Consider the following 17,628-nt stretch of genomic DNA (forward strand, 5'->3'; position numbering starts at 1 on the left):
CAACAGCAGCGCGGACCAACAAAAATACCAACAAAATATTTCTGTGGATTGGTTCGGTTCCCGAACATTGCCTATCGGTCCGACGGCGCCGTATCTTAGATGCAGTCGAGCATCGCAGCTACTTATCACCGATCTCGTCGACAATCGGATCACACGTATTTGCCAACGCGATGGCGCAAGTTGGCCAGAGTCGAGCTCTGCGGGCAAAATCCTGAACGACTGCTTTGCGCCGGCGGGTTCAACCGGTCAACGCAGCACCGCTCGCAATCTATCAGCCGGCGTTTCGAAGCCCAAGGTTTTTCGGGAGCGTTGATTGAGCCGCAGGGCTATGGCGTTGAGTTGGTTTTGCGATATGTGAGCGAGATTATTTGTTCCTCTGGGCAAGTACTGCCGGAGTAGGCCGTTGGTATTTTCGTTGCTGCCGCGCTGCCAGGGACTGCGCGGATCGCAAAAGTAGACCTCCACATCGGTAGCAATGGTGAAGCTCTTGTGGCCAGCCATCTCCTTGCCCTGATCCCACGTCAGGGAGCGTCGCAACGCTTCGGGCAGTCTGCGGATCTGCTTGGCGAGTGCGGCCACTACGGTTGCGGAGTCCTTCCTCGTCACCTTCACGAGCATCGTGAAGCGGCTGTGGCGTTCGACGAGTGTGGCGATGTGCGTATCGTTGGCTCCGGTGAGTAGATCTCCCTCCCAATGACCCGGGATAGCGCGATCCTCGGCCTCAGCCGGGCGCTCGCGGATAGACACCATATCGAGGATTTGCCCCCGTCCCGTCCTGGTCTTTGCGCCTTTGGCGTGACGCATCTGCCGCTTGGTGCGCAAATGCACCGTCAGCTCCTTCTTGAGCACCCCTCGCGACTGGATGAAGAGACTGCGATAGATCGCTTCGTGAGATATCCGCATGCTTTGATCGCTCGGGAACTGCCGCCTCAGCCAGCCGGAAATCTGCTCCGGCGACCACTGCAGCGCCAGCTTCTGCGCCACACGCCATCGTAGCTGTCCATGGCATGCCAGGCGACACCGCTTTGGACGCAACGCTCGATCCCATGCATGCTAGTCGGCCCGGGTTGCACGATACGCCTGCGAACCGCCGTTGCGCCGGATCTCCCGGCATATCGTCGATGGGGATCGTCCAAGACCTCGCGCAATACCCCGGATCGACCGACCGGCCGCAATTCCGCGGGAGATCTCTTCGCGCTCTTCCAACCTCAGCCCTGACGTCGCCCTGCGCCGCGGTGGCGGAGCAATACCCCCGTGCAGAGCCACGATCCGCTGGACGCCGGTCTTGTTCCTCCGCTCCAGCGCCCGCGAGATCGCCGAGATGCTTTGCCCCTGCCTCCAGCGCTCCCACAGCCCAGCCTTCTGCGCCGTCGTGAACCAGATCCGTGACGTCACCATATGCCACCTCCTCATCCTCACAGATTAGAAGGTGTTGTGCGTTGACCGGTTGAACCCGCCGCCTCATCTCGGTCATTCCGCGCGATTTAGCCATTTAACGAAAGTGGACACCCCGCTAACCGCAAATCGTGATTACGATTCGTTTCTGCGGCGTGGCAGCGGCAATTGTGCACCGGTGCTACGCACGGAAAAAGCGCATCAAAGGGTAGGGACTGGTGCGAAAGTGTTGATCTATGCGCACTCGTAAAATAGTCCAACAATCGGCTTTTCGACTGCAGACCGGGTTGTCAGCTTGCTTGTTTCTTTCACACAACTCAATTGGAGAGACCATGTGCGCAGAGGACAGCTTCAGCCGTGCCGAATTGGTCTAGGAACTGGGGCGAAGTCCGCGATCGTGCGCATTGCCCCTGCCGCCTGATTTCGGCCTTTTGAGCCTCCCAGCGAGTGACTGGGCTCGCCAATGTGCTGAGGCAGTTGCTCGTTGAACGCGCCTGTGATGTCCAAGCTGAGGTTGGCCGGCGCGCCCGAGTTGCCTATTGAGCGATGCCATTCATGGTCGGCTCTGGCCTGTCCTATAGAATATGTCCTCGAACTGTGATTTTGTGCGATTGAGCCTGCATCATCGAGGGGAATAGCTATGTCCGTTGTCGTAGCTGCCATTGTAGCCGGGGCAACGGCTGCACTGACCAAAGTAAGTTCCGATCTGATTGTCGATTTGTACGGCCAGCTGAAGAAGCAGCTATCGGACATTTCCGAAGTCGACTACTCCGGCGTTGAGAAAGACCCGCAAGATATCTCCGCGAGGCGCAGATTGGAGGCCGCACTCAGCAAATCCAAGATCGGAGATTCCCCTGACATCAGAAAACTTGCAGTGACTATTGTTGAGGAAGCGCTGCGCAGGAACGTGCCAGTCGACAAAGCTTGGTTGGTCGATGTGAAGGATCTGGAGGCCAAGGGTGATATCTCTTTTGCTAACATCGACACCTCTGCCTTACTCTTGAAGGCGGATAGCGTCGTCACTGATGGGGCGTTTCGGGTTGAGAACGTAAGACACCGCAGTTCGGCTTACAATCGTGGCGGTTCATGGATAGACATCGGGAGCCTCACTGCCAACAGCGTAAATATATCTAGTATCGTCAACGCAATTCCTCGTGGCGTTCGGATCGCCTTGGTCACGATAATTATGCTAATAGTGGCTATCCAGATATACAATTATTTTACGAGACGGGCATCATTTGACGCGGCAGTCGGAAACTTATTCGCTACGAGCCAGAATGAATACCAATCATCCGTGAATTCGGTTTTGAACCTACCAAGCTCAATCAGGAGTACGAGAGACAACGCTTTTTGGACCGCTTTCGGTAGCCAATGGACCCGCCACTTCGAGCGGCTTGAGGGTTTCTTTCGACCCATTGCAACCGGACTTTCCTCCGGTGAGATGTCCGCCACAGGTAAGGCGGATCGACTTTGCTCTGACATCGGGAATTTGGTTCAGGCCCACTACGCGGTAATTGCGCGACTGTCGGAAGTTCCAAGCATTACCGTCGACCATTCTCTCAGCGGCAATGCCCCTGAACTATCGGTTTTTGGGCCGGTCATAGCGGTCCCGAGCACATATCAATCGGAGAGCTTCTTTGAACAAGCATGCTCGGGAGACTTGAACAATCTCAAGAACCCGCCTGACACCCGGACAGAAGATGAAAAGAAGAGAGACCGGATCGCGAATATAGACCAACAAATTGAAGAATTAAAGAAGCTTAAGGAAGTCGACATTGAAGTAAGGATGGAGGAACTGAAGTTGGAATTCGTCCGTCAGCTGGCAGGATATTACATAAGTCAAGGAATGTTTCGTCCTGACGCCATTGCCCAAGCCAAACGAGAACTCGAGGAGGCCCTCGGTGGGGGTGGAATAAACTATCTCGTTCCCGGGATGAACGACATCGTTGACGAAATTAGGCAGGCTGAGCAGTTGAGGGCACGGGATCTAGATGAGGAGATCAGAGTGCTGACAGCGGAGAGGGCACAGATCGAAACCTCATAAGGGCTCCATTCCCGGACTGTGTAAGGCCGGAATCGAAGCGATCACGACCAGAGTAAGATCCCGGCCCTATGCGCGGTGAACATACATGCAATGCCAACTCGATGCAGCGACGGTCGCGGAGTGAATTTTTAGAGGGGACGCAACTTGGTTTTGTGACAGCTTGTGACAGCACTCATGCATATGCAGCAATATACGATTGATGTTCACTTCGTGATGAACTGAAACTGCTTTGCTGGATGCGATTTTACTGTAAGTTGCAGAGAACTTTTTAACGCGGTCGTAGGGGACCTTTGTGACCGTAGGTGATACTCACCGCATCGGCACCGTTGCTAGCCGGATCGCCGACGCCAGCAGTGCCGACGTCCGCGCCGACATCAACGCCATGCTCGTGCCGGGAAAGGCCCAACCCACCTGGGTGAAGCGTGCCAGTAAGGCGATCGAAGCCCGCGTCGGCGCTGCAGGCTCAGCCCCGGCGCCAGCTACCCTCGAGGGGCTCGGCGGTCCAGCGCCGCCTGTGGGAGAGCTCGAGACTATCGTCTTCGCCATCGGGACGCCGGTCTTCGTCGTCCGAAACGGGATCGTCGATATCGACAGTGCCCGCGCCGAGGCCATAGCCTGGCGCAAGTTGCTCGACGCGAACTCGGCGACCGTGACGCGCACCCTGCTCTCGGTCGGCCGCATCGATGTCGAGAACTACGGCGAGGACAGCCCGTTCGTCGGCACCGGCTGGGTGATCGACGATGGCCTCGTGGTCACCAACCGGCACGTCGCGACGCTTTTTGCCGAAGCCAGCGGTGCCGGCTTCACCTTTCGCCTGGGGTTCGACGCGCGCCGACCTATCGGCGTCCGCGTCGATTTCCTCGAAGAACTCGATAACCAGGCATCTGCGGAAATCCCGGTCGAGCGCATCGTCTGGATGGCGCCGGAAGGTGGACCCGACGTCGCCTTCCTCAAGCTGGCGACGACCGATTCCATCGTCGGCCGGAGGAGGCTGCCATTGTCAGCCGAAGCGCCGCGAACCAAACTGCCCGTCGCCGTGGTCGGCTATCCCGCCCGTGACACCCGCTTCTCCGATATTGCGCTCGCCGAAAAGATCTTCGGCGGCGTCTTCGACAAGAAGCGCGTTGCCGTCGGTACGCTGCTCGGCGCCAACGACGAAGTTGTCACCCACAGCTGTTCAACGTTGGGCGGAAACTCGGGCTCGCCTGTCGTCGATATCGGCACTGGCGAGGTCGTGGGGCTCCACTACCGCGGGGTCGAGTTCGTCGAAAATGACGCCGTTCCGGCTGCAGTGGTGAAGCGGTGCCTCGCCCGGGCACGGGCACTTTTGGATGGAGGATCGATCGACATGGCCGAAACAAAAGCCGGCAACACCGGGACCATCACGGCGCAGGGAAGCGCCGTGTCGATCACCATCCCACTCAAGATCACGGTAGAGCTCGGCGGCACCGCCTTCCAGGCCACGGTCGATGCCGGAACGGTTACCTCGCCCGCGGCAACCGTTTCGACCGCGGCGCCTGCCGACCCAGGCGCGGCCGCAGTGGTCGACCAGCCCCGCCTCATGGAGGCGGTGCGCAAGGCTCGCGCCCTTCTCGCCAACCGCGACGACGTTGTCGCCATCAAGCCCGGCTACCGCTTCGAGAACGGCGAGATCACAGATCAGCGCGCCGTGGTCATCTCGGTCAAGGGCAAGGTCGGCATGGGCTCGCTGCAATCGCGCGGCGTGGTGCCGCTGCCCAGCTATATTGACGGCGTCCGCACCGACGTCACCGTCGCCTCGACCGCCGACCTCATGGGCGAGTCGACCGGCGACGAGGCGCCCAAGACCTGGCACACCAACTACCAGCCGCGCCCCGATCTGCCGCTCGATCGGCGCAAGGCGCAGATGGGCTTCGTCATCCATTCCGGTCCCGACGCCGGCTGGCCGCAGCTGCAGAAATTCCTGAGCTCGACCAAAAAGTCGCTGGCCATTGCCATGTACGAGTTCGGCGCGCCTCATGTCGTCGAAGGCGTGCTGAACGCCGTCAACGTCCAGGCCGAGACCATCGCTATGGTGCTGCAACTGGGCGGCAACATCACCGGCTCGATCAAGAAGGATGATTTCACCGACGTCGAGACAGTCGAGAAAATCCGTGATAAGAAGGGCGCGAAATTCCAGTTCGCGGCGGCCAGCACCGGCAAGAACGGCATCTTCGACTCCGCCTACCACATCAAGGTCGCCGTCCGCGACCACGCCAGCGTGTGGCTCTCCAGCGGCAGCTGGCAGAGCTCCAACCAGCCCAACGTCGATCCCATCGCCAACGCCGACGAGGCCGGCTCCGCCCTCCGCCTCTACAACCGCGAGTGGCACGTCATCCTCGACAATGACGATCTCGCCACGCTGTTCGAGGAGCACATCCTGCGCGATCTCGCCGACGCCAAGGCGGTGCCCGAGGCGCCCGCCGAGCTCGAGCCCATCGTCTTCGTACCGGCCGATATGGTCCGCGATCAACTCGAGGCGTCGGCCAGGCCGCGCTATTTCAAGCCGCTGGCCGGCAAGCGCTCGCTCGACGTCCACCCGGTCCTCACCCCCGACAACTACATCGCGACGGTCGTGCCCTTCATCCAGTCGGCCCGGCGCACGGTCTATTTCCAGAACCAGAGCTTCAACACCAAGACCATCGGCGGCGATTACCGCGGCCTCCTCGACACCCTGCTCGCCAAGCAACGCGAGGGCCTCGACGTGCGCATCATCTTCCGCAGCTTCGGCTCGGACGATCGCGACACGCTCACCGGCGCCAAGGATTTCGGCTTCGACATGAGCTGGATCCGTAGTCAGAAGAACTGCCACACCAAGGGCATTATCATCGACGGCGAGGCCGTGCTGGTGGGCAGCCACAACTGGACCACCTCAGGTACCGGCTTTAACCGTGACGCGAGCCTCATCTTCTACGACCGCGACATTGCGCGCTTCTATGAGGAATTGTTCCTTTATGACTGGGGCCGGATCGGCAAGGCCAAGCTCGATGAGTCGCTGCCCCCACCCATCATCATGACCCCCGGCACCGAGACCACGCCTCCAGTCGGCTACGTTGCGGTGCCGCTCGCGACGGTCCTCGGTCGCTAGCCTGGCCGCGAGAACCTAGGGCTCAGCGGGCACGACAAGATGCAGAAGATTCTGACGGTTCAGAATCCCGTCGGAGCTACGCCCGCCACGCGGGCTCCATTCGAAGTGTCCCTTGTCCTTCTTGACCGTCGTCGTTCTGACGGACGTCGCCGAGCTACCTTACATTCGCACCAACCCAACGGAGAGGTGGGTGAAGCAGTCCTTCGAGCTTTACCGGAACAGCCAACGCGACGTGGTCATCATTACGTTCGACGAGTTGCTGGGAAAGCTGAAAGCCCTGCATGATTTCCTTACAAACTGGCCACAGGTCCCGACGTCGGGGACATCCCTTTTTGAAGGAGACCTATGTTGTTCGACTGGGGTAACAAGGGAAAGAAATTACCAAGTTTCAACCCGGGCTAGCCGGGGGATTGTGCAGGATGGCGATCAAAGCTAGCCCCGAAACCGTAGACGGGACAGATGGCCGGGTTTGTCGTTGGGCGAGTGGACGGTTGATAGGAGCAGCATGGTAAAGCCCAGTGGACCGCGATGGATAACAAGTGATGCGCTGCCGCATGAGTCCGTTAGGCCGGATAACGCCATAGGGCCGTTTCTGACCGTCGCCCTTGATGAGATTGACGTATTTAACGACGCATTGTCTGACGAAATCGATTCCGACTTCGCCTCCAGCATTTGTTGCTGCGACGCCTGCTACAGCGATTTTCGCGCCCATTGGCCAGATGTCGCGTTCCGGGCGATGGAATTCCAGACGCAGTCGATGGAGGCCTTTTACGCGGTCGATAACTCGAGATTGCCGGGAATCTGGAGCCCAACGGAGATCTCGACGCTTCGACATTTCGTTCGCTGCGGGAGATGCATGGAATTCGCCACCGGCAATATCTGGATCTACGAGCACCATTTCAGTGACGCCGAAGAGATCGAACGCGAGATCGACGAGTTGTTGACTATCGGGGATGTGACACCGTTCCTGCTGCTCGAACACGACTTCGCCCGGCGCGTTCTGGTCCATATTCGCAATGCCGTCACGATTGCTACTCGTTTGCCAGCGGGCCTCCCAGTGTATCGTGCCCGTGTCTCGTCCAGTATCTCCGCCTTGGGGCAGGCGACCGACGTGCTGATGACATATGCGCCGCCGCCCGCACGATATGTTGGAGAGGGTCGCTTCAATCATGCTGGTGCGCCGATGCTCTATCTGGCTAACACACCAGAGGTCGCAGCAGCCGAGATCGGGATGCCAGGGGAGCCTTGCCACATAGCCGAACTGACGACATGCCAGGAGCTAGTCCTTCTCGACCTTGTAGACATCGATGAAGACACTCCCGGCTACGAGTTGATGGGCTCCCTGGCGTCCTCGGCGCTTGTGGCCGCTCCCCGCAGTGGGGAGGGCTGGCAGAAAAAGCAGTATGTGTTCTCCCGCTTTGTTGCCGATTGTGCACGATCGGCCGGTTATGACGCTATTCGCTACGCATCCACCAAGAACGAGGAAGGCACCAATATAGTGGTTCTTGTCCCGCCACTGGAGATCGACAGGCTCGTATCCTTGGTTGGCGTCCGGGAAATGTTGGGCCTCGCCGCGGCGAAACGCTACTAGACTAAGACTAGAGGCAGCCGCGAATGCGCCGCGGAGTGGGCCTGCCAAACGGGGCCTTGAGCTGGTGTCGTCCGGGCAATGCAGACACACGTCATTTTGTGCCGGCGACGGCAGCTAGCGATGCTGTGCGCGGAACCGGAGACCTTCGGGCGACAGCGTAAACCGTACACCCGGATAGAGCGGGGATGATTGCTGCTCCCAGTCAATCTGCATGTGATCTACGTTGCTGCCCGCAAGGTCATGCCACCGGCCGAGCGGGGGTGAGGGTGGTCTCCAGATGATAACGACTTCCCACATAGGCTCCTCGTCCCATCGATGGGTCAGGATCTCACATTTGAGGAGATATGCCTCGGGCAGGCGATGCGAAAGCGACGTCGAACCCCTGAACTCCATGGAGATCAGCTCGCGGTTGGAAAGGCGCGTCGGCACCCCATAGTCAATCTTGGGTAACGGCGCGAAGCTTTCTGGTCTAGCGAGTTCGGCGTACAGTATCTGGCTCAGAAACATCAGGTCCCCCCATTCGCGCATTCAATCCCTCGATGAATGAGCCAGGGTGCAAATGCTCCACGGAGTCCAGCGGGGCATGCCCGGGTCAGGAAAGGTATTTGAAAATTGCTTGTCGCGGCCGAAAGAAACCGATCCGCCCTCGCGTTCATAGAGGGATACGGGCCTTTTGGAATTGCTTCGGCAAATGAATAATTCGAACAAGATCCAGCCGCGCTTCAGCATGACCGCTCGATCTTCGGCGTGGTCGTCGCCGGTCTTGCTCACAAGACAGACATTGTCACATGACGCGACCGTACGCCGGATGCTCTCGAGCCCCGCGAATGCGCACGCTTTCAAGTCTGGGCGCTGCCTCTCGGCCTGGATCGGGCTCGTGCCGAAGCAAAACTCAAGCGGGGGCAAGGAGAAGCTCGGCAGCATCTCCAAAGCCGGCAATCGTTACTTGCGCCAGATGCTCGTGGTCGGCGCGATGGCGGTCATCCGATATGCCGAGCGGAACGGGACTAGGCGGCCATGGCTCGTGCAACTGATGACCCGGCGAACGGCCAAGGTTGCAGCGGTTGCGCTCGCCAACAAGACCGCCCGGATGGTCTGGGCGTTGATGACAAGCGGCGAGCGCTACAGGGAGCCGGTCATCGCATAGAACGAGACAAGGCGAGCGAACGCCGACGAGGTTGGAAAGGGCGGACAGGAGCTAATGCACAAAGCCGGTTGATACCGCCGGATCAGGAGAACCCAATTGGGCCGTGCACCTTCGAGTGCGAGCTTTCGATCGGGACCTGAGCCGCGCGAATGGCATTATGGCCAGCGGCATATGAAGAGCCGCACCTACAGGTCGGATACATGGCCGCACCAACCAGCAACTGCAGAGCGCTCAAATAGAACCCTTGCCAACGGAGAGCCGTCCATACACGGCCCAAAAGCAAACTTCACAGTCCATCCGTTTCCTTCCGGCCGTGGTGGCCGAAGGAGAAACGTCATGGGAGTTTCACAGTACGATCCCGGAGCACAGGAGCGACGCGCTTGGAATGCAGGAAGGAAGGTCGGTGCGAAACGAGCGCTGAGACCGAAACAGGTATGGGCGATCCGCTTTTTCTTGGATAGCGAAGCTCGGCTACGTGATCGCGCCCTTTTCGATCTCGCCATAGATAGCAAGCTGCGTGGGTGCAATCTCGTGAAGATTAAGATCGGCACGTTGGTCGTCGGTTCCGAAATCCCTACGCGTTCAATGGTTGTGCAACAAAAGACAGGTCGGCCCGTTCAGTTTGAGCTGATGGCTGACGTCCGTGCGAGCCTGCTGGCATGGCTTGAACGGCGTGGCGGGACTGTCGAAGATTACGCCTTCCCAAGCAGAATCAATCGATCGGCCCCCGTGAGCACAAGGCAATACGCCCGGCTGGTTGACGAATGGGTTTCGGCAATCGGTCTGCAGCGTCAAGAGTACGGCACACGTTCGCTCCGACGAACCAAGGCCTCGATCATCTACAAGGCAACAGGCAACCTGAGAGCTGTCCAGATCCTGCTTGGACACACCAAGATCGAGAATACGGTTCGCTATCTTGGAGGTGGAAGTCGAGGACGCGCTAACTCTCGCCGAGGGTACCGAGATCTGATCGTGGTGGCCTCTTGTATTCGTCGAGGGGCCATCATTTCTGCAAGGCTACCGCCCAGTTTCGGGGCTGGATTTTTTGGGGGAGCAAAATCGAAGCATCCTGCTCGCTTGCTGTCCCGCCAAGCGCCCCTATCGAAGGCTTCGATCTTAGCAGGATGGCAGAGCGCGTCCGCTATGTGCCAACCGCGTCGAGGATTCTCGCTGCGACTGATTTGTTGTTGAGGTAGCCTGCAATGCCGTGACGATTATCAGTTTGATTGTCCACCTCGTCATAATTCTCGATTTGCGGCGTAACGGGAAAGTTGAAAACGTCCAACGGATAGAGAGCGACGACGTCACGTTTGTCAAAAGCGTTAAACCAAGCGCTCACCGCAACCGGGTATTTCAACGGACGGAATTGATCACGAATCGAAGTAATCCCTAGCGGGCAGCCTACCGACACATATAGCGGCACGCTCATCTGAGGATGGGCTCTAAGAACATGATAGGCAACAATCGAACCGAGAGAGTGCCCAACCACAATCGTCGGTTGCTCGGTAAGCTGTTGAGCCACAATTGCATCAATCGCATCCTGTACCGCGAAATTGGTCGTATAGAGGAATACGTCGCGTGTGAAGGATTCGATCGAACTCTGACTGAGGCCTGGTGCATGCCTGTCGATGGCACGCAGGATTGCCTGGACCCACTCCCAGTTCAAAGGCCCTCTCGGCTTCGGATTGGCGCCGTACTCCTGATCAACCTGAGCGTCGGTGACACCTGCGCGCTTGCGGATATCTTCGGCGATTAGTGCCTGGAACGCCAAGAACTCATCCTGTGTCGCGCCACCCTTTTCATGAATCGTCGATGGCAAAGGAAGCTGCGATTGGCGAACAAATTCATCAAGTGCGTCCCCGTAAAACGGAAAGGTGATATCGATATCGGCGGGAACCTGCCTGCCGAGCGCGGCGGCGCCTTGTTTTAAGGTTTCGAGCCAAGTGGTCTTGAGATCGACTGGATTGAGACCGCCTTGGCCCCGACCGTGCACGAAGAGGAGTTTCAGAGGCGCCGCTTCAGCGCGTGGGGGCAGGCTGTTTAACAGTGCTACCGCAGTAGCGAGCTTAAATAGCCTGCGCCTGTTAATTGTAAAAACTCCTGTCATCTCAATCTCCCCTCCTGCAAAGCACTGACAATGAGATCCATTCCAGGCCGCGCAAATGTGGTCCAAAGCGCTGGCAGCAAATAATGCTGAGCGCTTTGATAAATCACCGGAAGGTGTACGTCCGCCGCTTGCAGGAAATTCCAACCCTGCGACAGCATGGGACACTGTGGGAAGATATCAGCCGGAAGATCGGGACCTCGCCCGGTTAGTTCTCCCGCCAGCATCGCAACATCGAAGAGTTGGGCACCCAGATCGTCGCGCATTAGTTGGGCAACCGAGTGCACCCTGTCCGAAAAAGCGGCCTCATTGTAAGCGTAAGCTGCATATATCCCAAGGGTCGGGTCGGCGAATTTGCCCATGCGAAGCGAATTGCCCAGTTCAACGGCCTGCCGCATCCTCTCTTCCCCCGAGCCCTGAATGCGGAAAATTCCGAGTCGCGCGGCTGCGGCTACCGTTGCTTGCAATCGACGGATTTGATCGTTCGGAGGGTTTCCTTCGCTGTCATAACTGACGCTGCTTACTAAGCCGCCATCGACGACTATATTTGCAACGAAATAGCGCAAGCCAGCAGCGACAGTACCGTTGCCATCGCTGAATTGGATAGCGACGGTCGCGGCGGGACCTTCATACTCCACGTGAACAATAGTCTGACCTTCGACAACCACGAGTTCGGTCCGGACCCCGGGCGCAGCAGCAACACGTTCGACCTGTGCTCCTATGATCCTGATTCCAGATGTCAACAACGAACCAGGTGTTTGGCGAAACGTGGCTAAGAGGATTGCATCACGAGCGTGGGTGAAGCCCGACTCCTCGGCAATGGCATCGATACTATCCTGACTGAAGTCGGCGCGAGCCGTAGTAAGACGCGGATCGACCGCCACCAACGCCGCTCTAACGACGTCGGAGACATTAGGCTCGGGCGCTCCCGATTCCTGGATTTGTGCATCGGCGGCCACTCGCCCGATGTACATTTCATCGAGCGCAGTAACATTTGTCTGAGGAAATTGAGGGCGTTGTATACTACGAGCCCTCGCTCGCTTCCTGACTTCCGTAAACAAGAACTCCTCAAGCTTTCGGTTGGGCACAACTTTGAGGCCTCCACCCAGATCTAATATCATCTGCTGGGTTGGCCTTTTGAAAGCATCCAGAAATGCCGACGTGTAGATCCCCTCGTACTCGGACACGCTCTGTTCCACCGACACTTCCGAGGCAGTATGACCGGGCATGGTGGCAAAGAAGGTGTCGATATGCGGTTGAAATGGGGTCGAGATCAACTCGGGAGCGGGGAACAGTGAGCTGCCGCTGATCTGCGCCATTCCGAAGGTGTCGGGTTTCGAGCGGCAGGCGTCCGAGATGAATACGATGTTGGGTATTGGAAATTGTTGCGCGCGCGCGAAGCAGGGTAGGAAGGTGATTGCAGCGTTCGAATCCTCGGGGGCGTCAGAAAGCAACCAGCGTTCCGAATCTAGGAGCACACACCCGTGGCCGGAAAAGTAAACGACCAACTGCTCAAGCGTGGGTCGGTTCACAAGTTCTTTCATGGCGTCGGTGATCGGCTTGATCTCCACCGGCCCCTGGTCATCGACGAATAGCTTGACATCGAACCCTTCGGATTCGAGCCAGTTGCCAAACGTGCGTGCACCTGATGCAGCCCCGCTGAGGCGAGGCAAGCCTCTCGGCTGATCGACGCCTATGACTACGGCCGCACGAGTCTTCGGCACGTCGTCCTGCGCGAATACCCGCCGAGCGGCCAATGTCCCGACTAGTGACGTGCCGAGTGCTAGAACGTCACGCCGCCTCATTCCCAGCCCCCCAACCAGTTAACGGGCCGCTTGAGAGCGACCGCGCTCAGAATCTACATTAGCACACGTTACAGTAACGGGGGAGCGCCATCGCGCAGGCCTGTTGTCGACCCATCGACAATAGTCCAAGGCATCAAGAAGGCATTGAGCCGGCTCGTGGAGGCCGCTGCCTTTGAACAGACTGCCCCATCAGAAGCGCAAGTCTGTCAGCGTTGATCGAGGGCCATGAACATCTCAAGATGTGGTCCATGGCAATTGTACGACGAGGCGAGTTGCATGCTATTTCGCAATGACCATGAGATTAGGCGGCACTCCGACCTTGTCTCGATCCTGCCCAGAGATGGAGCACCGCGTGAGCACACCCTTGGAAGGCCGACTAATTTCGTTCGACGAGGCGGGGTTCACCGGACCTCGTCTCCTGGACGAGGAACAGCCCTACTTCGTCTACGCGTCCCATGACCTCACCGTGGAAGAGTCTGCTTCGCTGATCGCCGAACTGCGCGCAAGACACCGCCTCCTACAAGGCACCGAGTTGAAAGCCAAGAAGCTCAAGAAGAGGGGGGACTGGACGAGGATCGTCGCGGACCTGTGCGCCTTGACCCGTGGGCGGGCCAAGGTTGTCGTCCACAACAAGAAAGCGGCCTTAGCTGGGAAGTTCGTCGAATATTTCTTCGAGCCAGTTCTTGCCGAAAACAGCGTGCTGTTCTACCGAGCCGATTTCCACCGCTACCTGATGACGGCGATCTACGTCCTGTTGCGCGAGAGCCCCGCAGAGTATGCGGAACTGGCCGAGGAGATGCAGCGGTTCATGCGCACCTTCGATCCGGCTGTTGCTCCAAACATCTTCTCGCGCGGCGGAAGCCAAGCGATCGAGATGGACCGTATCCTGCGGTTCTGTCGGGGTTATGCCAAGACCATCGCGCACAAATCCACGTCGCTGCGACCGGAAGCCGGGAATGGCGCCAATTGGACGCTGGACCTTACCAGCACCGCCCTATTCTCGCTTCTGTTCTTCTTCTGGGGCCATCGGTATCCTCGGCTGCGTCTTCTTTGCGACGATTCGAAGCCGTTGGCGGCGGGTGTGGACCTATTCAACGCTTGGGTAGGTCAGGACCAGTCGACCTCGCTTACGGACGGCAAGATGTCACATGAAATCAGAGGCAACCTCGTCGTCCCTGTGGAATTTGGGTCCTCCGAAACCCATCCGACAATACAGGTGGCCGACCTGCTGGCCGGAATGAGCCTAGACGCGACTGTCTCCGAGAGCGATGCGGCGAGAACCGCCGCCAATTGGCTGCGTGAACACCAACTCCACTCTCATTCCGTCGATTTCCTGCCTGACCTCGTCAGGACGGGCGACCGCCGGGTCAGAATCGGAAGGGAAATCCTGAAGGAGCTCGCCCGCCGGGCAGACGCGGCGAGCGATCCGCTTGACGGGATGGAGGACTTCTTTCGCCGCACTGAATTGCGTTTTCCCTGACGATCAGACGTGAGGAGTCGTCAGCGGGCGGTGCGTCCTCTCGCCAACGAGGCTGTTCCGCCAGGAAAGCCTGATTGGCACGGTGTTCGAGGGACCGTATCGAGGCGGAGGTCGACGTTGGGCCATTCAAGGGCAATCGGCCAAGCGTCGGCGGCTGGGCGAGGATCATCGATCACAACACCATATTCGTCGATGACCGCGATCCCTTGGCGAACGGATTCCAGATTCGATTACGGCATGCCCGCCTCTTCGCCATGTCCGCTGCTTTGGGTCAGATCAGGTCGATGCTCTGAGGATCTGAAGGACCGCTTCTGAAAATCAATGCCTCAAAGCTGCCTGTCGGCTCTCGGCCCCAATCGGACATTCGCCGATGCGCCAAGCGGCGTCAGCTACTGGCGCTAGGGAGGCACGCGGCAGCTGACGAGGCCAGGGACATCATCTGCCAGACGCCAGCAGGTTCGCTGGAGAATCGGGGTCCGAGCTATTGAGCCGCGGAACCATACGGGACGATACAGGAGATTCTCGATTTGTGCCCACGAAAAAGATAATAAAATCAATTACTTGATGTCATACTCCGTGCCTACGAAATTCCCCAACATGGCGCGGCCTTGCATTCTCAAATCGAAACGATCAGTGATTGTCGGTATCGGTGGTTGCGTGTCCCCGCAACCATCTTTACTTGCGATGACCCCGCCCTTCCGGCGGGGGAACAAGGGCGCGAGTTTTGGGCCAGCCCCTGCAAGCAGGTCTCGGAGTGCGTGACAATGGGATGGCTGGCTTCAAGGCATCGAAAGTGCCGCGACCGGTTCGGCCTGAAAGTCCGCGCTGGGAATTTGTGTTGCGCGGGCACCACGCCGGCAACGCAAACAGCCGACCGCCAGGGATAGGTCATGCGCGTTCATTGACACGCCGTAGAATTCAGCCTTAGCTTTCTGTTAACAAACGGCAGACGGTGGGGCCGCAATGGCATGCTCTATGGGTTGGCGTCGCGCGGCGCGGAGTCTGGGGCTTGCAATAGCTCTGATCGCTTTCCCCTCGGCGCTGAGTTTGGCGAACGCCGCCGGCCTGTCCATGACTGTCGGCGGCCCGACGTCGCAGCCGATCGGCCATTATGATTTCTGCAAGATCCACCCCGCCGAATGTGCGATCCGCTCCCCCAACAACAAACCGGAGCATATGACCGGCAAGCTGTTGCGCGAGGTCACTGCCGTGGATGTCTCGGTCAACACGCGCATCAAGCCGATGAGTGACATGGACAATTATGGCAAGGAGGAGTGGTGGTCCTATCCGGACGACGGCTTCGGTGATTGTGAGGACTATGCGCTCGAAAAGCGACGCGAGCTCATCAGCGCCGGCGTTGCCGTATCCAATCTGCTCATGACGGTTGTTCGCAAGCCGGACGGCGAAGGCCACGCCGTGCTAACCGTGCGCACGGACAAGGGCGACTTCATCCTCGACAATCTTACCGACAAGGTTCGCCTGTGGAGTAAGACGGGCTATCGCTACCTGAAGAGACAGGCAAGCGACAACACCGGGCACTGGGTCTCCATCCTTGGCGGCGACGCGCCGCTGGTCAGTTCTGTTCAATAATCGCGCACGCCTTCCTCGCTGATCGTCAACCTTGTCGGCTCAACGACTAACGTTGAAGTGCATGTCGTCCTGAATCGCCGCTGCCGATCGCGCCCCATTCTCCCGCTGTGGACCGCCACGACCCCGCGAGGCCGAGCGCGCTCGTGGTACCAAGTTCGGCGAAACTTCCCGCACGTTGGCGTTAGCCATCGGGGAAAGGCGAGCGCCCAACGATCGCCGACAGCACGTTTGCGATCTGGAACCGGCGCCGGTTCGTTCCCATCATCCCTTTCACCAAAGGCACGATGGCGCAGATCGGACCGAAGAAGCGTTGTTCGATCGTCAAATGGTCCCGCCCTTTCTTCAGCTCCCGCCGTCGAGCAAGATTTTCAGTTCGTCGAGTTTGTCGTTGACCAGCCAGCCATAATAGTTCTCGGCCGGTAGCTTACGGCCCTTTCCGCTCGTCACAGCTGCGCGCAATTCGGCCGCCCGCTGCCTGGTTTGGCCGACATTGTAGAGGGTCGCCGTGATTCCCGGATTGCCGGAGATGTCGAAGCCCTGGTCCTTGTAGGCGTCGATCGCGTCACGCACGATGGCGGCGATGTAGACGATGCTACGATCGGGATCCATGATGTCGCGATATATCGCTTGCGGGTGATCGGGTGTCAGTTTGTCGTAGCCGCTCACCCGGTTGACGAGGTCCGTGACCTCAAGGGCGGTGAGGGGGCTTATCTGCCCGAGGCCGAATGTCTGGCCTGCGAAGAAGGGTTGGAAAAACGCCTGCTGAAACGTCATCGGCTCATAAACGACGCCATCGATCGTTTTGCCGCGAAAATGCTGGGTCCAGACCATGTCGCGGCAGCTCCACAACGCTGCGCTGCCCTGCGCTTTCGCGCATGCCGAAAACTCCGGCCGTTCGACGAAAGTCTGTACGGGCACGCCCTTGTAGTGAAAGGAAAAGTCGAGACCGGAGTAGGAGAGTGCCTTCACGTAGTAGGTCTGCACCGAATCCACTGCGGTGACATTGTAGGTGTGTTCCCCGACCAGCGCGCCGACAATGTGTATCGGGTCGATGCCGTAGACCGCCGCGACTTCCTTGATGTGCGCCATCAATTTCTTTTCACGCTTCAGCAGCGCGATGATCTTGTCGTATTTTTCCTCGTAGGTCGTATTGAACGCGCGCGTTCGAACCGCCGATGCATTGGGGACGGCCGGTTGCGTATTGAAACGGTTTCCGGGAGGAACGATGACGGGCGTGTCAGCATAAGCCGTTTGAGCAGGGAGAATGCCGGCCGAAGGGAAAACGGCAAGCAAAAGGATCGGAAAAAGTCTCTGCAAGGCAATCATCAAGCGCCTTTTCGCGGTCGAGGGACATAGTCGCTGGAGA

Annotated in this window: 10 protein-coding genes and 4 pseudogenes; 8 read left to right on the plus strand and 6 right to left on the minus strand. The window is 58.6% G+C overall.

Annotated features, from left to right (window positions below; genetic code table 11):
• Positions 1–246 precede the first annotated feature (246 nt).
• A pseudogene (locus tag ACFX5Q_RS17975) lies at positions 247–1,398 on the minus strand (IS30 family transposase).
• A gap of 637 nt (positions 1,399–2,035) precedes the next feature.
• On the opposite strand from ACFX5Q_RS17975, the gene ACFX5Q_RS17980 reads away from it, so the two are divergent.
• The 3 genes from ACFX5Q_RS17980 to ACFX5Q_RS17990 all read left to right on the plus strand — a co-directional run bounded on the left by ACFX5Q_RS17980 (position 2,036) and on the right by ACFX5Q_RS17990 (position 8,136).
• Positions 2,036–3,439, plus strand: a complete 1,404-nt coding sequence (locus ACFX5Q_RS17980) for a hypothetical protein (RefSeq protein ID WP_404280166.1) — start codon at positions 2,036–2,038, stop codon at positions 3,437–3,439.
• A gap of 292 nt (positions 3,440–3,731) precedes the next feature.
• Positions 3,732–6,545, plus strand: a complete 2,814-nt coding sequence (locus ACFX5Q_RS17985) for a phospholipase D-like domain-containing protein (RefSeq protein WP_404280168.1) — start codon at positions 3,732–3,734, stop codon at positions 6,543–6,545.
• A 505-nt stretch (positions 6,546–7,050) separates the two neighbouring features.
• Positions 7,051–8,136 carry an RES family NAD+ phosphorylase gene (locus tag ACFX5Q_RS17990; RefSeq protein WP_404280170.1) on the plus strand — a complete coding sequence of 362 codons (1,086 nt, stop codon included), beginning with the start codon at positions 7,051–7,053 and terminating at the stop codon, positions 8,134–8,136.
• Positions 8,137–8,250: 114 nt separating this feature from the next.
• Here the strand turns inward: ACFX5Q_RS17990 and ACFX5Q_RS17995 are convergent, their stop codons facing one another.
• Positions 8,251–8,643: a hypothetical protein gene (locus ACFX5Q_RS17995; RefSeq protein WP_404280172.1), complete on the minus strand. Its 393-nt coding sequence runs from the start codon at positions 8,641–8,643 to the stop codon at positions 8,251–8,253.
• A gap of 331 nt (positions 8,644–8,974) precedes the next feature.
• On the opposite strand from ACFX5Q_RS17995, the pseudogene ACFX5Q_RS18000 reads away from it, so the two are divergent.
• Together ACFX5Q_RS18000 and ACFX5Q_RS18005 are read left to right on the plus strand one after the other, a co-directional pair.
• Positions 8,975–9,283: pseudogene (locus ACFX5Q_RS18000) on the plus strand (transposase); the annotation flags it as partial.
• A 336-nt stretch (positions 9,284–9,619) separates the two neighbouring features.
• Positions 9,620–10,253 (plus strand): annotated as a pseudogene (locus ACFX5Q_RS18005) (tyrosine-type recombinase/integrase).
• A gap of 171 nt (positions 10,254–10,424) precedes the next feature.
• Here the strand turns inward: ACFX5Q_RS18005 and ACFX5Q_RS18010 are convergent.
• Together ACFX5Q_RS18010 and ACFX5Q_RS18015 are read right to left on the minus strand one after the other, a co-directional pair.
• Positions 10,425–11,390 carry an alpha/beta fold hydrolase gene (locus tag ACFX5Q_RS18010; protein ID WP_404280175.1) on the minus strand — a complete coding sequence of 322 codons (966 nt, stop codon included), beginning with the start codon at positions 11,388–11,390 and terminating at the stop codon, positions 10,425–10,427.
• Positions 11,387–13,111: a caspase family protein gene (locus tag ACFX5Q_RS18015; protein WP_404280177.1), complete on the minus strand. Its 1,725-nt coding sequence runs from the start codon at positions 13,109–13,111 to the stop codon at positions 11,387–11,389. Before ACFX5Q_RS18015 ends, ACFX5Q_RS18010 begins: the two co-directional genes overlap by 4 nt.
• 433 nt (positions 13,112–13,544) lie before the next feature.
• Here ACFX5Q_RS18015 and ACFX5Q_RS18020 point away from each other — a divergent pair, with 433 nt between their 5' ends.
• The 3 genes and pseudogenes from ACFX5Q_RS18020 to ACFX5Q_RS18030 all read left to right on the plus strand — a co-directional run bounded on the left by ACFX5Q_RS18020 (position 13,545) and on the right by ACFX5Q_RS18030 (position 16,262).
• Positions 13,545–14,672, plus strand: coding sequence for a DUF3800 domain-containing protein (locus ACFX5Q_RS18020; RefSeq protein ID WP_404280179.1), 1,128 nt, complete (start codon positions 13,545–13,547; stop codon positions 14,670–14,672).
• Positions 14,673–14,727: 55 nt separating this feature from the next.
• Positions 14,728–14,902: pseudogene (locus tag ACFX5Q_RS18025) on the plus strand (proline racemase family protein); the annotation flags it as partial.
• A gap of 733 nt (positions 14,903–15,635) precedes the next feature.
• Complete coding sequence (locus ACFX5Q_RS18030) at positions 15,636–16,262, plus strand: transglutaminase-like cysteine peptidase (RefSeq protein ID WP_404280182.1); 627 nt, start codon at positions 15,636–15,638, stop codon at positions 16,260–16,262.
• A 181-nt stretch (positions 16,263–16,443) separates the two neighbouring features.
• Here ACFX5Q_RS18030 and ACFX5Q_RS18035 read toward each other — a convergent pair whose 3' ends face one another.
• Together ACFX5Q_RS18035 and ACFX5Q_RS18040 are read right to left on the minus strand one after the other, a co-directional pair.
• Complete coding sequence (locus ACFX5Q_RS18035) at positions 16,444–16,587, minus strand: hypothetical protein (RefSeq protein WP_404280184.1); 144 nt, start codon at positions 16,585–16,587, stop codon at positions 16,444–16,446.
• A 17-nt stretch (positions 16,588–16,604) separates the two neighbouring features.
• Positions 16,605–17,588, minus strand: coding sequence for a DUF1402 family protein (locus tag ACFX5Q_RS18040; protein ID WP_404280267.1), 984 nt, complete (start codon positions 17,586–17,588; stop codon positions 16,605–16,607).
• Between the last annotated feature and the right edge of the window lie 40 nt (positions 17,589–17,628).

The sequence above is a fragment of the Mesorhizobium sp. IMUNJ 23033 genome (assembly GCF_044778005.1).
Taxonomy (GTDB): domain Bacteria; phylum Pseudomonadota; class Alphaproteobacteria; order Rhizobiales; family Rhizobiaceae; genus Mesorhizobium; species Mesorhizobium amorphae_A.